The sequence below is a fragment of the Fodinibius salsisoli genome (assembly GCF_026229185.1).
In the GTDB taxonomy this organism is placed as follows: Bacteria; Bacteroidota; Rhodothermia; order Balneolales; family Balneolaceae; genus Fodinibius; species Fodinibius salsisoli.
This window is the reverse complement of the sequence record NZ_JAGGJA010000003.1, coordinates 139,654-156,934: the sequence shown is the minus strand read 5'-3', so window position 1 is coordinate 156,934 and position 17,281 is coordinate 139,654. Positions and strand designations below refer to the sequence as shown.

Genomic DNA, 17,281 nt, shown 5'->3' with positions numbered 1-17,281 from the left:
AAACATTAAAAGAATTAAGTAACGTGTTAGAAGTCAAAGATTTACATGTATGTGTCGAAGAGGATCCATCTGAAAAGATCCTAAAAGGTGTTAACCTAACAATTGGAAAAGGAGAGATCCATGCCATCATGGGCCCCAACGGAAGTGGTAAAAGTACGCTTTCCAAGGTAGTGGCGGGCCATGAGGCTTATGAAGTAACACAAGGAGATATCCTGTTCGAGGGCGAAAGTATTCTCGATCTTGATCCTGATGAGCGTGCTCATAAGGGCTTGTTTCTTGCTTTCCAATATCCGGTAGAAGTTCCGGGCGTAACGAATAAAACGTTATTGCGACAGGCGTATAACACTATTGCTAAAGAGCAGGGCAGAGAAGAGCTGGATCCTATTGAGTTTGAGGATTACATCAATGAGCGTCTGAATGTGGTAGACATGAAGCCTGAATTTCTAGATCGAAGCGTAAATGCCGGCTTCAGTGGCGGTGAGAAAAAGCGCAACGAGATCTTCCAGATGGCTGTACTCAATCCTAAACTCTCTTTCCTGGATGAAACAGACTCCGGCTTGGATATCGATGCGCTTAAAATTGTAGCAAATGGTATCAACCAAATTGCTGATGAAGAAAAGAGCGTTGTAATGGTAACGCACTATCAGCGTATTCTTGACTATATTCAACCGGACCATGTGCATGTTATGCTTGATGGTAAGGTTGTGAAGTCTGGAGATAAAGACTTAGCTCTGAAATTGGAAGAGCAAGGGTATGACTGGTTAACTGACTTAGCATCTGTATCTGTAAACGGCGAACAGAATTAAGCAAATGGCGAAATTGAAGCAATCAAATCAATCTTTTTTACAAGATCTTCTGAGTTTTCAGGGATCTCTGAATGGTAAATCACAATTTTTGGACGAAGTACGCCTGAAAGGGGCCGAAGAGGTCAAAAATATTCCTTTTCCACATCGAAAAGATGAGGATTGGCGTTTTATCAGTCTTCGAGACCTCTACACGGATGATTATGAGTTGGCTACAAGGCTGGACGTATCAGTTCCAGACATCAGCGAACATTACCTGCCAGAAAGTGAAGGCTCCCGAATGGTCTTCGTTAATGGAGTATATTCCGAGGAGCATTCTCAGGCAGAAGCACTCCCGGACGAAGTTGAGATTGGCAATATTGCTGATCTGGCTTCCGAAGATCATCCATTGTTAAAAGAACATCTCGGTAAGTACGGCAACTTTGAAGATGATGTCTTCTCCTCATTCAATACAGCTTTTCTGGATGATGGTGCGTTTATACATGTGCCCAAGGGAGTTAAGGTAGATGCTCCTATTCACTTATTATTTGTTCAGACAGAAGCGGATGTCAACTATTTTGCTACATCACGCTGCCTGGTACTGGCGGACGAAAGCTCAGAGGTGACGATCGTAGAAGACTATATTGGTCTCGGAGATAATAAATACTTTAACCTGCCGGTCTTTGAGGTCAACCTTGAAGAAGAAGCGTATGTTAAGCACACAAAAATCCAGCGCGAAAGCAAAGAAGCGATTCATCTTGCACGCACCGGGGCTTTTGTGGCCAAACATGCAAACTATGAATCCTATACCATCACGCGGGGAGCTAAGCTATCCCGAAATGAGCCGCGGATTTCCCAGCGCGACGAAGAGGTAGAATTTACGGTGGATGGATTAGTGCTTATTGACGGCGACCAGGTTTCTGATACGCATTCGGTGATGGATCATCGTTTTTCTCATGCCGAAAGTCACCAGTTGCACAAATGTGTGATAAATGGAAAGGCACATTCTGTCTTCAACGGTAAAATTTTCGTCCGTAAAGACGCTCAGAAAATTGATTCTTTCCAAGAGAATAGAAATCTGTTGCTCTCTCGCAAAGGCCTGGTGAATACCAAGCCGCAGCTGGAAATTTTTGCTGATGATGTCGTTTGTACTCACGGCGCCACCATTGGCCAGCTTGAAGAAGAGGAAATGTTTTATCTCAAAAGCCGTGGGCTTAACGACCAGCAGGCTCGCGAGTTGTTGATTTACGCTTTTGCACTAGAAACGATCGAAAATATTTCGGTAGAATCAGTACAAAAGCTTTTGGTTGATGAAGTGCATAAATTCACTGAACGCCAGTTAGATTCTCAACTTACTGCCTAACATTATGAGCAAGGCTGTTTCCACGATATCACCAGCGGATATTGACTTCGACCAGATCCGGTCCGACTTTCCGGTATTACAAGAAGAGGTACGGGGTAAGCCGTTGGTGTATCTGGATAACGCTGCCTCCAGCCAGATGCCAACGCCTGTAGCTGACCGTATTGATCATTATCATCGTCATGAGCATGCGAATGTTCATCGCGGGATTCATCATCTAAGCCAGAAGGCTACGGATGCGTATGAAGCCACGCGCAAAAAAATTCGCAGTTTCATCAATGCCGAGCATTTGCATGAGGTTATATACACCACAGGCACAACTGATGGAATTAACCTGGTAGCTCACAGCTTTGGGGAGCAGTTTTTGTCGGAAGGTGATGAAATTATCGTCTCCGAGATAGAACACCATGCGAATATTGTTCCATGGCAAATTGCTGCCCAGAAACACGGTGCCAACGTCCGCGTTATTCCCGTAAATGATGCCGGAGAGTTAATCTGGGATGAATTTCTCAAGCTGATTAATGAGCGTACCGCCATTATAGCCGTAGCACAAGTTTCCAATGCTTTAGGTACGGTTCATCCTGTTAAACGCATCATCAGGGAAGCACACAAACACGATATTCCCGTCTTAGTTGATGGCGCCCAAGGCGTTCCGCACAGCTTGGTAGATGTTCAGGACTTGGATGCCGACTTCTATGCATTCTCATCCCACAAAATGTGCGGACCAACCGGCTTTGGCATCCTCTATGGAAAGGAGAAATATCTTGAGAAGATGCCCCCTTATCGATCCGGCGGCGATATGATAGATAAAGTCGCCTTTGAGGGCACAACGTTTAATGATCTTCCCCACAAATTTGAAGCCGGAACGCCACCCATCGTTGCAGGTATTGGTTTGGGAGCTGCCGTCGATTATCTGACGGATATCGGTATGGAAAATATCGCAGCTCATGAACAGCAGTTGTTGGATTATGCTACGGAGCAGCTCTTATCCATTGATGGCCTCAGAATTATTGGCACGGCTCAGGAGAAGGCTTCGGTTATATCTTTTGTGTTTGATGACATACATGCCACCGATATTGGCACTATTTTAGATCAGCAGGGTATTGCTATCCGCACCGGCCACCACTGCGCCCAACCAGCAATGCGCCGCTATAACATTCCCGGTACAGCCCGGGCTTCTTTATCATTTTATAATAATAAGCAAGATATCAATCGGTTGGTTGAAGGTGTTAAAGAGGCAAAAGGCTTTTTCTGATGCCACCTTTCCTTGATTTTAAAAATCAAAGTTTCATTGGAAACTATATTTTATTTATATTCGTTCTAAACAAAGTAATAACTGCTTTTGAACTAAAGTATTCAAGCTATGCCTAAGATTAAAGAAATAGAACGCACGCCCAATCCTGATGCTATGCGTTTCGTATTGGGGGAAGCCTTAACCAATGGTGTAACGAAGTCTTACGAAGATGGAAGCCAGGCTGAAGGTGATGAGCTGGCAACGGCCCTGTTCAATATTGAGCACGTCATTAATGTCTATTATGTAGATAAATACGTGACGGTAACGCAGGACGGTGATGCCGTTTGGTCGGAATTGTTGCGGAAACTGGCTCCACCCATTCGGGAAGCTAAACCACAGACAGATATGGTTGAGGATGATGAAGTGCACGCTACAAAAGAAGTGCAAGAATCCGACGATCCCCGATTGGTAGAAATTAATCAGATGCTTGATGAACAAGTTCGACCCTATTTGTTGGCTGACGGTGGAGGACTCAAGATTCTTGGTCTTGAAGGTAATCGCTTAAAAGTTCATTATCAGGGTGCTTGTGGAACCTGTCCAACAGCTACAAGTGGTACGTTATATGCGATAGAAAGCATGGTAAAACGGGTAGATCCTGAAATTCAAGTGGTTTCTGTTTAAATAGGTTTTGAGGAATTAAAAGTTTATGTCTATTACGGTAAGCGATCGAGCGGCAAGCCGGATCAATGAGATTCGTTCGGAGCAACATCTGTCTGAAGATGCCAAACTTCGTGTTGGGGTCGTCAGTGGTGGATGCTCAGGATTAACTTATGATCTTAATTTTGATACCGAGGCAGAACAGTCATCGGCCGAAGACCAGGAGTTCGAAGACAATGGCATTAAATTGGTCGTTGATATGCGAAGTTTTCTTTATCTCTCTGGCACAGAATTGGATTATACAGAGGGCTTGAAGGGGCAAGGCTTTTATTTTGATAATCCAAATGCCACACGAACGTGTTCATGCGGAGAATCATTTTCAGTATAAATTATGGCTACAGATACTCAACAAGGCGAAATTGTTAATAAGATAAAGCAGTCCAAGAAACTTGCCACGATCGACCTGCAGCAATACTATGATGATACGTCTCGTATAGGCCTGGATTTAAAGCAATTTTTGTTCAAGGGACTTATTTTAAAAGAAAAAGAGTTCAGACAGCAGCTTAAAGACTTTGACTGGAGTCAATATAAAGACCAGTATGTTTGTATTTATTGTTCCTCAGATGCCATCATTTCGAAGTGGGCTTATATGCTGATAGGCAGTCATTTAGTGCCTCATGCCAAGGAGGTTTTTAACGGTAAGCCGGATGATATTATCCATGAGCTCTATCAGCGAAAGCTGGCAGAAGTGGATTGGAGTCAATACCAGGATAAGTTTGTTATCCTCAAAGGTTGCAGCGATGATGGGCGTCCTGTGCCGGAAAGCGTATATCTGTATGCTACCCAAAAACTCCTTCCATACGTTAAAAAGCTGATGTACGGCGAAGCCTGCTCCAATGTACCTGTCTACCGGAGCTAGGATTGGTTTTGGGATATATACTTCAGCGCCGGAGATTGGGAGTATTGTACAGAACCTATCTTTTGTAAATTCTGTATCAACTTGAGAACCAAGTGGGTAGAATCTGGTATCGTTATATAACAGCTGTTAAAACCACTTCTTTTCTAATATTTTTGGGCATTAATCAATACATTCCATCCACTACGAATAGTCCTAAAATACTAGTAAACCATCTGTTAGTGTAATGAAGCCATTGAATATATTTGTATTAAGCCTGCTGACAGCACTATTTTTTTGTTCCAGCCCTCATTCTTTAAAAGCACAAGTGGATAATCAAAAGAAAAACGGGATCGGTCTCGGAGTAATTCTGGGCGAACCCACGGGTGCTTCTGTAAAGTACTGGCTGAGTAATAATTCCGCTTTTGATATAGGAGCCGCCTGGTCCTTGGCTGACAGAAATGAGGCCCTACACATGCACACAGATTTTTTATGGCACTCATGGTTTAGAAATGAACAGAACCTGGCTTTCTATTATGGTGCAGGAGCGCGGGTCATTTTTGCTGATGATGCAGAAGCAGGTATTAGAGTTCCCGTTGGGTTAACCTATGTGTTTGAGTCTATTCCCTTTGACTTGTTTCTGGAAGCTGTTCCTATCTTGGATTTTGCCCCTGAAACTAAATTAGCGGGCAATGGTGGGGTAGGTCTCCGGTACTATTTTTGATTAAGTAATAAGAGCATAAACTTAACCATCACCAATTATGTATGCATTAGTAACCGGAGCTTCTCGCGGAATTGGAAAAAGTATTACGGAATCCCTGTTGGAGAAAGAGGCAAAAGTTATCGGCACGGCCCGAAGTTCGGAATTTCCCGAACCGTTTTGCAATCATCCCAATTTCCAGGGACTCCATGTTGACTTGAGTGACACAGATCAGATGAAAGAAACGTTAAGGCCTGAATTCGATCGAGCTTCCAGCCCCAATATTTTGATAAATAATGCCGGTGTCTTTGATGATGCCGGCTTTGACAGTACCGATGAGGAATGGCTTCAAAATTGGGACCGAACGATGCAGGTTAACTTACGGGCTGCCGCCCTGCTTTCTAAATGGGCATTACAGAGCTGGAAAAAGAAGGAGGGGGGGATTCTTATAAACATAGCTTCCCGAGCGGCATACCGGGGTGATACGCAAGAGTATGCGGCTTATGCGGCTTCCAAAGCAGGCTTGGTTGCTTTCACAAAGAGTATTGCTCGCGATTATGGTAAGCATCAGGTATCTGCCTATTCTATAGCTCCGGGTTTCATCAAAACCGATATGGCGATGGATTCTATCGAGGTATATGGCGAAGAGTATTTGACGGAAGGGATGGCTTTTGATGAAATTACCTCTCCTGAAGAAGTGGGAGAGCTGGTGGCTTTCCTGGCTTCAGGGAAGGTGCCCCATATGACCGGAAGTACTTTTCATATTAACGGTGGCAGCTATATGATTTAGCTATTATACGTATGCTAAATTTGAAAAGTGACTAAGGATAGTTAAGATTCGATATTAGTTTCCGATCAAGGTAAAAGAAAATTTGTATCAGATTTTTATTACCTTCATTTTTCACTCAAGGTGATTAGTTAAAATATAATTAGTTATTCTATGCACATTAACTCTTTACGTTTTACAGTTTTGATTGTAGCACTTTCAGGATTGGGTTTTATCTATGGCTGCAGCTCATCAACCTGGGAGGATGCTCAGCAGGCCGATACGTACGAAGCCTACCAGGCATATATCGAAGATAATCCTAATGGCGAACATCTTGAGGTTGCTAAAATACGATCGGACAGCCTCTACTGGGCCACCATCCAGAATGATACCACGGCGCAGCGTTTTGAATCTTATTTGAATCAATTTCCCGATGGACAATTTAAGTCCGAAGCACAGATTAAGCTCAATCAGATCTCCAGCAGTAGCCTTGCTGCAGAAGGACGGGTAACAGGTTCGAATATTATTATTCGTAGCGATCATACTACTGAATCTTCCTCGGCGGGTGTGGTAGCAAAGGAGGGAACCGTTGTTCAAATTTTAGATCAATATAAAACAGGAAGTAGCAGTGAAGCCATTTTAAAACGAGATATCACCGTTGACTATGAAGGCAGATCTATAACGGTGACTTCAGGTAAAGCTATCCGTATTCTCGCAGATCGAAGTGATTCTGTAGAAGCTTCCTTTTCTGTGTCAAATTATGGTGTTATTGAGGCTACCATCAGTAAAAATGATATCGAGGCCATGAGCGGACAGAAATGGTATAAGATTCATACCAAGGATGGTATCACCGGTTGGATATACGGGAAATTTGTAGAGGAATTGTAGCGACTTTTGTTGGCAGCCATTTAAATACTATGCGTTGAGGCTGTCTAAAAAGTTCAAAACAAAAGGTATGGGTCTAAATAATTAATAGATGCTCCAAGTCATCCCCCTACTCACAGAAAACCAACCGTGAGTTTCCCCCTTCGAAGGGGGTGTATAGACCGGGGACAGGGGGATGATAGCCCTTTGAAATGATGTTACAACCTTAATTTATTAGGCCAAAAACGAATATAAAACCTTTTTGGACAGCCTCACAGGGCCTGCTCCGAGACTTCGGAGGGGGCAGAATAGGCATTATCAGAATCCGTTAGACGTTATTTTAAGAGTAAAAAATCTAAATTCAATTATTTTTATTTTATGAGAATCACTTTCTTTTTGCTTTCCATTTTGATAATAAGTTGTAACGCAGATAACTCCTCTGCTGATAAGCAACAAACACAAACTGAACAAGTGGCAGCCATAAATAAGGACAGCCTGAAGGCTGAGACCTCCACAGAGTTCGTTACGGGCCAGTTTGATTTTACCTCTCATAAAGATTTTGTGGAAGTAGATTCCCAATATGTCAACAAGGAGGTGTATCTGCACAAAAAAGCATACCAGGCTTTTAAAGCGATGGCCGATAGTGCCCTAAAGGAGGGCATCGCGTTTACCATTATCTCAGGAGCACGTAACTTTAATTATCAAAAGGCTATCTGGGATCGTAAATGGGCGGCATCCGATTCAGCGACGGGCCTTGGTAAAGCAAAAGGAATTCTGGAATACAGTTCTATGCCGATGACTTCCCGACATCACTGGGGCACAGAAATAGATTTAAATGATTTGAACAACAGCTACTTCGAAAGCGGCCAGGGGCTTAAAGAATACGAATGGCTGAAAGAGCATGCCAATGATTTTGGATTTTATCAGCCCTATACCGATAAAAGTAAAAATGATCGCACCGGTTACAATGAGGAGAAATGGCACTGGACATATTTACAGCTGGCAAGTCAGTATTTAGCGCACTACAACAACCATGTTACTAATGCAGATATTACCGGCTTTCAAGGATCTGAGCTGGCTCCCAAAATCGATATGGTTAAGAATTATGTGAACGGCATTTCAACCAAAATAAAAGAACGAAGCAACTAACATTACAGATGCCTCAACAGATATCCACCGACATACCCAACTGCCATTTACAATTTGCGCAAGAGGAGGATATCCCCCTGATTCTGGGTTTCATCCGATCTTTGGCCGAGTATGAGAAAATGGCGGATGAGGTAGTAGCCACGGAAAAACTTCTAAAGGAAAAGCTCTTTGGAGAACAACAATATGCCGAAGTTCTTTTAGCTTTTTATGATGAAGAAGCGGTGGGCTTTGCACTTTTCTTCCATAGTTTTTCCACTTTTGAGGGACGGCCGGGAATTTACCTGGAAGACTTGTTTGTTAAACCTGAATTTAGGGGAAAGGGCATAGGCACAGCTTTATTAAAGTCTCTTGCTCAATTGACTATTGAGCGTGACTGTGCACGTCTGGAATGGTCTGTGTTAAATTGGAATACTCCCGCTATTGATTTTTATGACTCCCTGGACGCCAAGCCACTGGATGAGTGGACCACGTATAGACTAACCGGAGAGGCATTACAGAAATTGGCCAGTTTTTAAAGAATAACAATAATCACGGATGATAGTAGTTTTTACTTAGCGAAAAATAGATAATGGGTTTATAAGTTGAAACGGTATAGACAAGGTGTTCAATCTCCCTAAATCCCTCTTCTCCAAGAGGGACTTCAAGTAATTGTTGTATATAGCATGCCTGTTGAACAAAGGGTTCCTCCTTGGAGAAGGAGGACAGGAGGATTGACCTATTTTATTGATTCAAATTAGCTTTTTATAATACATAGGACGATTTTAACTGCTAAAGGCGTTTGATTAGTATGTACTTACAATTAACGATTAACAAATAGATGTTTTCTCTTTCCAGATGACTTGCCTACCTTAGTTGTAGAAATTATCACTTCAATTATTTGGGCCGATATATGTCCATCAAACAGCGCAAGAAGGATCATGTGGAGTTAACGACTTCCGGTCAGGTTAATTACCAGCAATCCACGGGCTTAGAACAGTACCAATTTGTTCATAACGCTCTTCCTGAAGTCAACCTGGAGGAGGTTTCCACAGAAGCGACCTTATTGGGACGCAGTTTTTCTTTCCCACTCTTTATTTCTTCTATGACCGGCGGGTATACTGATGCCGGGGCCGTAAATGCTATTATTGCGGAATTTTGTGAAGAATATGGATTGCCTTTTGGGGTAGGCAGCCAACGCATTATGCTGGAGCAGGAAGACACTATATCTACCTTCTCGATAGTCAGAGATCGGGCTCCCAATGCTTTTATCGCGGCCAACATCGGAGGGGCCCAGCTAATTGATGGATTAGCAGCTAAAAAAACCAAGCTGCTCATTGATTCTATTTCTGCAGATGCTATTATCGTGCATCTGAATGTTCTGCAAGAACTTGTGCAGCCAGAAGGAGATCGTAACTTTAAAGGAATGGAAGCAGGTATAGCCCGTTTGGTAACAGACAGTACCGTGCCGGTGATCGTTAAAGAAACCGGTGCAGGAATCTCTGCTTCCGTGGCCCGGCGATTATTGGATATTGGAGTTCAGGTCATTGATGTAGCCGGGGCAGGAGGTACCAGCTGGTCTAAGGTTGAAAACGAACGGAGTAGTAATCCCGACCCAAAGCACAGCTTTGACGATTGGGGCCTTTCAACAGCAGCATGCCTGCGGCAGATAGAACCACTTAAGCAGGAGTATAATTTTGAGATTATTGCCTCCGGAGGCATTCGTTCCAGCCATGATATTGCAAAGTCTATTTGCCTGGGAGCTCAGTTTGCCGCAGCTGCTCAACCGGTAATCAAAGCTGTGGTTAATAATGGTTTAGAAGGTCTCGAAAATTTATATGTTCGTTGGCGGCATCAATTAAAAATCATCCTTACCTTGTTGGGTTGCGAACAATTGAAGGATCTTCAAGCAGATCATCTCAAATTAAAGCCTTCAAGAGGTAACATCTTACATTAAATTCCTTATATTTGGCCTTTTGAAGAATTAGCATAACCACACGTGCCCATTACTGAACAGCAGCAACTATCAGAATTAATTGAACAAAAGCTTTCGGAGCTGAAGTTACCGGCAAGTCCGGCTTTGCTTTACGACCCGGTTCGCTATACGTTAGACCTTCCAGGCAAGCGTGTTCGGCCTTTCTTAACCCTGACGGGCTGTGGGCTTGCAGGAGGAGATATCGAAGAATCACTACCGGCAGCCATCGCCCTCGAACTGTTGCACAATTTTACGTTGCTACATGATGACATTATGGATGGAGCCAACACGCGACGTGGAGAGCCCAGTGTTTTTAAAAAGTGGAATGCCAATACGGCTATCCTATCTGGTGATGCGATGTATGCCAAAGCTTTTAAACAGTTACAGTATTACGGGCGGAATGATGCTTATTCTAAGAAACAATATGCCGATATCCTTGATATCTTCTTAGATAGTGCAGAACGCGTCTGTGAAGGCCAGGCTTTTGATCTTGATTTTGAAGCAAGAGAGGAAGTAACGCTGGATGAATATCTTAGGATGATTCAGGATAAGACTGCCGCTTTGATCAGCGGATCTCTCGCCATAGGCGGTGCCGTTGCCGGGGCGGAACAGCATATCATTAAACAGCTCCAGACCGTTGGACAGAAGGCGGGCATTGCTTTTCAAATACAGGACGACTTGCTGGATGCTATTGCTGATCCTGAAAAGTTTGGCAAGCAACAGGGCGGTGATGTCAGAGAAGGTAAAAAAACATACCTGACACTTCTCACGTTACAACAATGTAATGACCAACAGCGGAAAATGCTTCTACAGATTCTGTCCAGTAGTGAAACCTCTACTGCCGATATTAAAGCGGTTATTGAACTCTATAAAGAATTGGATATCATTAATGCCACCCGCGAGGTTATTCGTCGATATTATGAGGAGGCTATGAAGCAACTGGATACGTTTGAGCCCTCAGAATATAAAAATGAAATTATTACACTTTTAAATCGTTTGATATCCCGAGAATATTGAAAGCTAAAAACAATCAAATGAACAATATTTCTACTTATTTATTTAGATTTTCCTGCCTGTTATTGATGCTCATGGTTATTGGGGCATGCAAAAATGATAATTTAATTCAACGGGGAGATACATTACCCACTGCCTATAAAAAGGCTATGGCATTATATCAGTCTGATGATTACACTGACGCTGCCAAAGCATTTGAGACCGTCATTCAGCTGGGCCGGGGGACAGATTACGCAAGAGAAGCCCAATATTATCTTGCAGAGTCTTATTTTAATGATAAGCGCTATCTTCTTTCCAGTTCAGAATATGGCCGATTTGTAACGCTTTATCCCAGAGCCGATAAACGTGAAGAGGCACAGTTTAAGGAAGCCTACAGCTACTATAAACTAAGTCCACGCTACAGGCTTGATCAAGCTCATACCCGTACTGCTATCGAAAAATTTCAGCTGTTTAGTTCCCGGTATCCTAATTCGGAACGGTCTGATCAGGCTTCGAAATATATTACAGAGCTACGTTCCAAGCTGGCTAAAAAACTGTACTATTCGGCTGACCTCTACAAGAGAACTGATAGTTATGAAGCGGCTATCGTCTATTATGATCTGACAATTGATAATTATCCGGAGTCTATTTGGGCACAACGTGCGTTGGTCAATGAAATTGATACTTACGTTACTTATGCTAATCGCAGTGTAACAAGTAAACAACGCGAACGATACCAGGCAGCCATTGAGGCCTATGAAAAATTTATCCAGCTGTTTCCGGAAGGAGAGTATCGTCAGGAAGCAGAAGAATATGTAGATGAAGCCCGTGAAGGAATTGCTGATTTAGGCAGTAGTGAAACTAGTCAGGATACCAACGGGGTTGCCAGCAGTTCCGGTAGCAATTCAGAATAATGGTCGTTCAGGATAAGGCGGTAGGCCTGCTGGGAGGCAGTTTTGATCCGGTTCATCTGGGACATCTTTCTATCGCTAAATCATTTCTGGAATCGGACGGTATATCTGAGCTCTGGGTGCTGTTAACACCCGCCGCCCCCCACAAAGAGGGGCAACAGCTTACCAGCTATGAGCTCCGCATGGAGATGCTTCATCGTACTTTTGATGAAATAAAAGGGATTAAGGTGACGGATATTGAATCCAGGCTCTCGCCTCCGTACTATACGGTACGAACTCTGCGATATTTAACCCGACAATATCCTGACCAACCTTTTTTTTGGTGCATTGGTGAAGATTCTCTCGCTGACTTTGAAAGCTGGCACAAGTGGCAGGAAATTTTAGATCTTTGCAATCTTCTAGTCGCCCGAAGACCTGCCTCAGAAACGGGAGCGCTTAATGCTAAAATTAAGAATCATGCTTACTTTGTAGATCATCAGCCTGTGGATATATCATCGACACAGATAAGATCATTGGTTCAGGAGGGGAAGAGCATAAGTAATTTTGTACCACCTTCAGTCGCCGAATTTATTGCTCAACACAAACTATATCAGGAGTAACACCCATGGATAGAAGAAACTTCTTGTCAGCATTAGGAATCGGTGGGTTTGGTACCTTGATGAATAAGTCCATTGGGATGGTAAGGTCAAAGGAGCAACCCCTCCTAAAACCGAAGCCTCTGCGTCTGGGAGATACTATTGGATTAGTCAGTCCAGCGAGTATCGTCGGTGATGACAAAGAGTATGACAACGTAGTCAAGAAGATTCGGAACCTGGGATATAAAGTCAAAGAAGCGCCCCATGCTCGGAACAAATTTGGATATTTTGCCGGCACTGACAAGCAGCGGGCCGAGGACCTGAATGTCATGTTTGCAGATCCATCGGTAGATGCTATTATGGCCTTTCGTGGCGGATGGGGATGTAACCGAATTTTAGAACATCTCGATTATGGGATTATACGGGAACATCCCAAGGCTTTGATTGGCTACAGTGATATTACTTCACTGCTACTGGCTATCTATGCTAATACAGGGCTAACTACTTTTCATGGTCCGGTGGGTACATCGACCTGGACTAAATTTACGATGACCCATTTTCGCAAGGCTGTGAACAGCAATGCGCCTCTTGCTCTGGAAGGCTCATCAGAGGGCGCCTCAAAGAGTTATCAGCCTATAACAACCCTTCGGGAGGGACGGGCTAGCGGAAGGCTTCTGGGCGGAAATTTAAGCGTTTTAACTTCAATGGTTGGTTCTGATTATCTTCCGGACTGGACGGGCAGTATCTTATTCCTGGAAGATGTGGGAGAAGATGTTTACCGGGTTGATCGCATGCTCACCCAGCTTAAATTAAGTGGGATACTGGATCAGTTATCCGGCTTTATCTTTGGGCAATGCACCAGTTGTGATATGGCGGATAACCATCGGTTTACGTTGAGACAAATATTAGAGCAACATATCAAGCCGTTAAAAATCCCGGCTTTTTCAGGTGCTATTTTTGGTCATATTGATGATATGATGACGTTGCCTATTGGTTTGGAAGTAGAGATAGAATCAGAAAGAGGCAGTATCATATTTCAGGAAGTGGCTACTACCCAATAATCTTTTAGCTAATAGAATTTTAGAATACTGTACAAGCCCGCCAAGAGAATAGCAGCGATACTGAACCAAAGTGCTATATTATAAATCCGAGAAGGTAGCCGTGACGAGGGTATAAACAACCATTGATAATCCTGCATCCCAGTATATAACTTTAATCCATCCTTTAGCCCGACGATTCCATTCTGCCGTTTTTTCAACGGGACCAGTAGTTGTAGTACATAATTTCGTCTCCTCCAATACCGGTTATGCCAAATGCGGCAATAGCATCACCTACAAGCGCTGGGGGAAGTTCTAAGGTAATCCCTGAAAGAATATCTTGCAAGGAGAAGGCGTAAGATCTTTCCTGCAAAAGGAATACGGAGGCAAAAGTAAGGAAGGTGAAGAATGCAATCAGCAGGAGGGAGAACCATTCTACAAATTGGTAGTACCCTCGGAATACAAGCAGAGCAACAGTCATGGTCACTATAACCGTCCAGCTGATTATACTCAATGAGGGAAGAATGATATTGAGTGTAATAGTAACGCTCCCGATAATACCATCTGTCTGTAGGAGCTTAAAAAACTGGATGAGCAGCCATGTCCAAATGGACCAGTTAACGTCTTTTATTTTCCAGCCAGGGAGTTTATTGAAGGCTGTCATGATCGTTTCACCAGTACTGATGGCATGTTTCCCAAACTCAAGCTGAAGAGCAACTTTAACCAGGCAGCTGAGAACGACAACTCAGAACGTAACGTAATCGGTCTTTGCTCCAAGTGTAGTAGTGGCTATCAGTTCGCCGGGGCCTACAATAACAGCAGAAAGTACAAAACCAGGCCCCAGATAGGAAAGCATGTCAAAAAACGTCTGCGAAGGCTCCTTAATCTTATCTTTTGATAAAACATACGGATCCAACATATCATGGGTCCCATCAGAAGGTTCCTACATATCATGTCCTTAATGATGATCCCTAAATTTTTGATGTGAATGCTATATAAATAATAAACGGCCGGCACAATAGTCCCTTAATCTATTGTACCGACCGTCGAAATAGAAATTCTTCCTCTAAAAGCTTAGAAATTGCTACAAACTTTCATTTTTATACTGCTCCGGGATATCGATTTTATATTCTACATACATATCCTCTCTCAGATCAGCTATCCATTGGTCGATAAACTTTTGCTGCTTCTGTTGTAAAGCAGCGTTTTCAATTCGATCATAATCCTGCTTTAAGCTCGCAACATGTTCCTCCACATGGTTGTCCAGGCGAACGATGCGAAAAGCGCGTTTCGAATTATTACTTTGGCCTAATTGAAAAGATTTGGGCTCAGAAATATCTCCTTCATTTTCAAGCAGCAGTACAATTCGATAGAGGGCGGGATCCAGCTGCTCAAGATTAAGCAGTCGTTGGCCGGTTTGGGGTTGCAGTAGCCGTCCACCCAGTGGGGCGGTATTGGGATCTTCAGAATGCTTGCGCGCCATATTTGCAAAAGTGAGATCCTCGTTTGTCTGTATGGAATCTTTAAGTGCTTCTAACCGACCTATAGCATCCTGATCATCATAACTTTCTTCATCTACGGAAATAAGAATATGATTGGTATCGATTTTCTCACCCTCTTCTTTATTCAGGCGGATTACATGGAAGCCAAAGGATGTTTCTACAACCTCCGATATTTCTCCAGGCTCAAGTGCAGCTGCCGCCGCTGAATACTCAGCTACGAGCTGATCCAGTGAAATGAGCGGTAACTTACCTCCGTCTGATGCAGAAGGACCATCACTATGTCTTTGGGCCAGTTCCTCAATCGTTTTTCCATGATTTAAAACGGAATCCCTAAGTTGTTCTGCAAGCTGGCGGGCTTCTTTGCGTGCATCTTCGAGGGGAGGGGGAACCGTAACAATCTGTGAAATAGCAACTTGTTCCGGAATAGTTGGCAGGGAATCTTTGGGAATATTTTCAAAATATGCCTCTACTTCGGGACGTGTAATTTCAATCTCTTGGCGTTTTTGTTGCTGTAGCTGTTGCACTACCAGCTGTTCGCGATAGCTTTCCCGGAGGTCAGCTCGAATTTGTAAAATACTCTTACCCATCCGTTCTTCAAGAGCTTCTTCGCTGCCAATTTGTTGTATTGTTTGCTGTATACGTTGGTCAATTTGTTGGTCAACCCGCTGATTGGGTACTTCGATAGAATCTCGTTTTGCCTGGTCCAGCATTATATTTCTATCTACAATACTTTGCAGAGAAGCATACCAGATATCTTTGCCAAAGGGAATCTGTTGTTGGCTTTGCTGTTGCATCTGCATCATATATTGCTGAACCTGCTGATCCACATCAGACTTTAAAATTATATGGTCATTAACGACGGCCACAATCTGATCTACGGGAGTGGCAGGCTCATTTTGTGCATGGCTAAGCTGTGGCGAGAGTAAAAGTGCAAAAACAAAAAGTAGTGAAAAAGCTTTATTCATCTGTTGAGTTGCTTTCAAGAGTGTCTTGAGTACTATTTTTAGGATTTGTTTGTGTTGATAGAACGTTATACGAGGCTATTTCATTATCTGATTCTGCCTTAAGATAAAGATTCTTTAGGTAGGAATTGAATTTTCGTTGTCGTTTTTCAAGTATCAGAAGATTTTTGATTTCATCCATAAGCCAATCAAGGTCGGGAGATGATCCTTCTTCACGCCTGTCCGTCAGTTGTACAAAATGATACATACCATTAACCCGCTGAATAGCAGAAATAGCTCCGATGTCGATAGTTCCAAGGTATGTTTGCATAATTTCAATATCGGCAAGCGCCATTGAAAGCGGAAGATATCTTTGGGATTTTTGGACTGCCTTTTTAGGGTTGGAAGTATACTTCTGTGCTACAACTTTCCATGAAATACTATCTCTTAAAGCCTGCTTAGCCGTTCGGGCATCGGTAATGTTTTGGGTCTGCAGGTGACGGAACTGAACATAAGGTTCCTGGAGGGTAAAATGGTTTTTGTGATTATTAAAATAGTTCTGGGCTTCCTGTTCCGTAATGGTACTGTCCACTTCGGATGACATAATATAAGCGCGTAATGCCTCTTGAAGTATTTCTGTCCGGGCCTGCTTTATTTTCTTTTGCACTGCTTCTCGGTCTTCCACTCCCAACCTATTTGCTTCTTTGAGCAACAACTGTTCTTGAATCCACTGTTCGCGATACTGTTGCAGGGCATAGAGGCTATCCTCCTGGTAAAAGGAGGAAGGAATATCTTGCTTAGCTTGTTCAACCGTTAAATATTGACTATCCACGCGGGCCAGATTTTGGCTTTCTGTATCGGTGGAATATTGTCCACGGCAAGCAGAAAGTGACAGGATAAAGATTGCTGCTGAGATCCTGAAAAGTAGAAGTATGTTCTGCAAAGGAGACCGTTTCATTACCAT

20 protein-coding genes are annotated in these 17,281 nt (G+C 43.2%); 16 read left to right on the top strand and 4 right to left on the bottom strand.

The annotated features are described in order from the left end of the window. Positions 1–23 precede the first annotated feature (23 nt). The 16 genes from sufC to J6I44_RS05570 all read left to right on the top strand — a co-directional run bounded on the left by sufC (position 24) and on the right by J6I44_RS05570 (position 13,898). On the top strand, positions 24–806 hold the full coding sequence (gene sufC / locus J6I44_RS05645; RefSeq protein WP_265765032.1) for a Fe-S cluster assembly ATPase SufC: 783 nt from the start codon (positions 24–26) through the stop codon (positions 804–806). A 4-nt stretch (positions 807–810) separates the two neighbouring features. Beyond that, complete coding sequence (gene sufD / locus J6I44_RS05640; RefSeq protein ID WP_265765031.1) at positions 811–2,145, top strand: Fe-S cluster assembly protein SufD; 1,335 nt, start codon at positions 811–813, stop codon at positions 2,143–2,145. Between the two features lie 4 nt (positions 2,146–2,149). After that, the gene (locus J6I44_RS05635) at positions 2,150–3,397 is read left to right on the top strand and encodes an aminotransferase class V-fold PLP-dependent enzyme (protein WP_265765030.1); all 1,248 of its coding nucleotides are present in this window, start codon (positions 2,150–2,152) and stop codon (positions 3,395–3,397) included. 108 nt (positions 3,398–3,505) lie between these two features. Then, positions 3,506–4,057, top strand: a complete 552-nt coding sequence (locus tag J6I44_RS05630; RefSeq protein ID WP_265765029.1) for a NifU family protein — start codon at positions 3,506–3,508, stop codon at positions 4,055–4,057. A gap of 25 nt (positions 4,058–4,082) precedes the next feature. After that, positions 4,083–4,421, top strand: a complete 339-nt coding sequence (locus J6I44_RS05625; RefSeq protein ID WP_265765028.1) for a HesB/IscA family protein — start codon at positions 4,083–4,085, stop codon at positions 4,419–4,421. Positions 4,422–4,424: 3 nt separating this feature from the next. Beyond that, entirely contained in the window at positions 4,425–4,952 is a 528-nt protein-coding gene (locus tag J6I44_RS05620; protein ID WP_265765027.1) for a DUF2480 family protein, read from the top strand. Between the two features lie 304 nt (positions 4,953–5,256). Beyond that, entirely contained in the window at positions 5,257–5,652 is a 396-nt protein-coding gene (locus J6I44_RS05615; protein WP_265765026.1) for a hypothetical protein, read from the top strand. 37 nt (positions 5,653–5,689) lie between these two features. Continuing rightward, positions 5,690–6,418 (top strand): SDR family NAD(P)-dependent oxidoreductase, encoded by a 729-nt coding sequence (locus tag J6I44_RS05610; protein WP_265765025.1) that lies wholly within the window; start codon positions 5,690–5,692, stop codon positions 6,416–6,418. Positions 6,419–6,568: 150 nt separating this feature from the next. Next, positions 6,569–7,282: an SH3 domain-containing protein gene (locus J6I44_RS05605; protein WP_265765024.1), complete on the top strand. Its 714-nt coding sequence runs from the start codon at positions 6,569–6,571 to the stop codon at positions 7,280–7,282. Positions 7,283–7,729: 447 nt separating this feature from the next. Then, complete coding sequence (locus J6I44_RS05600; RefSeq protein WP_265765022.1) at positions 7,730–8,407, top strand: M15 family metallopeptidase; 678 nt, start codon at positions 7,730–7,732, stop codon at positions 8,405–8,407. 8 nt (positions 8,408–8,415) lie between these two features. Then, on the top strand, positions 8,416–8,922 hold the full coding sequence (locus tag J6I44_RS05595; protein ID WP_265765021.1) for a GNAT family N-acetyltransferase: 507 nt from the start codon (positions 8,416–8,418) through the stop codon (positions 8,920–8,922). Positions 8,923–9,296: 374 nt separating this feature from the next. Next, positions 9,297–10,340 carry a type 2 isopentenyl-diphosphate Delta-isomerase gene (fni, locus tag J6I44_RS05590; protein WP_265765020.1) on the top strand — a complete coding sequence of 348 codons (1,044 nt, stop codon included), beginning with the start codon at positions 9,297–9,299 and terminating at the stop codon, positions 10,338–10,340. A gap of 42 nt (positions 10,341–10,382) precedes the next feature. After that, positions 10,383–11,375, top strand: a complete 993-nt coding sequence (locus tag J6I44_RS05585) for a polyprenyl synthetase family protein (protein WP_265765019.1) — start codon at positions 10,383–10,385, stop codon at positions 11,373–11,375. 17 nt (positions 11,376–11,392) lie between these two features. Next, positions 11,393–12,265 (top strand): outer membrane protein assembly factor BamD, encoded by an 873-nt coding sequence (locus J6I44_RS05580; RefSeq protein ID WP_265765018.1) that lies wholly within the window; start codon positions 11,393–11,395, stop codon positions 12,263–12,265. Continuing rightward, on the top strand, positions 12,265–12,861 hold the full coding sequence (nadD, locus tag J6I44_RS05575) for a nicotinate (nicotinamide) nucleotide adenylyltransferase (protein WP_265765017.1): 597 nt from the start codon (positions 12,265–12,267) through the stop codon (positions 12,859–12,861). The genes J6I44_RS05580 and nadD overlap by 1 nt, the downstream gene beginning before the upstream one ends. 5 nt (positions 12,862–12,866) lie before the next feature. Continuing rightward, positions 12,867–13,898 carry a S66 peptidase family protein gene (locus tag J6I44_RS05570; protein WP_265765016.1) on the top strand — a complete coding sequence of 344 codons (1,032 nt, stop codon included), beginning with the start codon at positions 12,867–12,869 and terminating at the stop codon, positions 13,896–13,898. Between the two features lie 193 nt (positions 13,899–14,091). Here the strand turns inward: J6I44_RS05570 and J6I44_RS05565 are convergent, their stop codons facing one another. The 4 genes from J6I44_RS05565 to J6I44_RS05550 form a co-directional block, all read right to left on the bottom strand. Then, complete coding sequence (locus J6I44_RS05565; RefSeq protein ID WP_265765015.1) at positions 14,092–14,538, bottom strand: hypothetical protein; 447 nt, start codon at positions 14,536–14,538, stop codon at positions 14,092–14,094. An 81-nt stretch (positions 14,539–14,619) separates the two neighbouring features. Further along, entirely contained in the window at positions 14,620–14,793 is a 174-nt protein-coding gene (locus J6I44_RS05560) for a hypothetical protein (protein WP_265765014.1), read from the bottom strand. Positions 14,794–14,958: 165 nt separating this feature from the next. After that, a complete protein-coding gene (locus J6I44_RS05555) occupies positions 14,959–16,341 on the bottom strand; it encodes a peptidylprolyl isomerase (protein WP_265765013.1) in 1,383 nt (460 codons plus the stop codon). Continuing rightward, positions 16,334–17,260 (bottom strand): peptidyl-prolyl cis-trans isomerase, encoded by a 927-nt coding sequence (locus J6I44_RS05550; protein ID WP_265765012.1) that lies wholly within the window; start codon positions 17,258–17,260, stop codon positions 16,334–16,336. Before J6I44_RS05550 ends, J6I44_RS05555 begins: the two co-directional genes overlap by 8 nt. Positions 17,261–17,281: the final 21 nt, after the last annotated feature.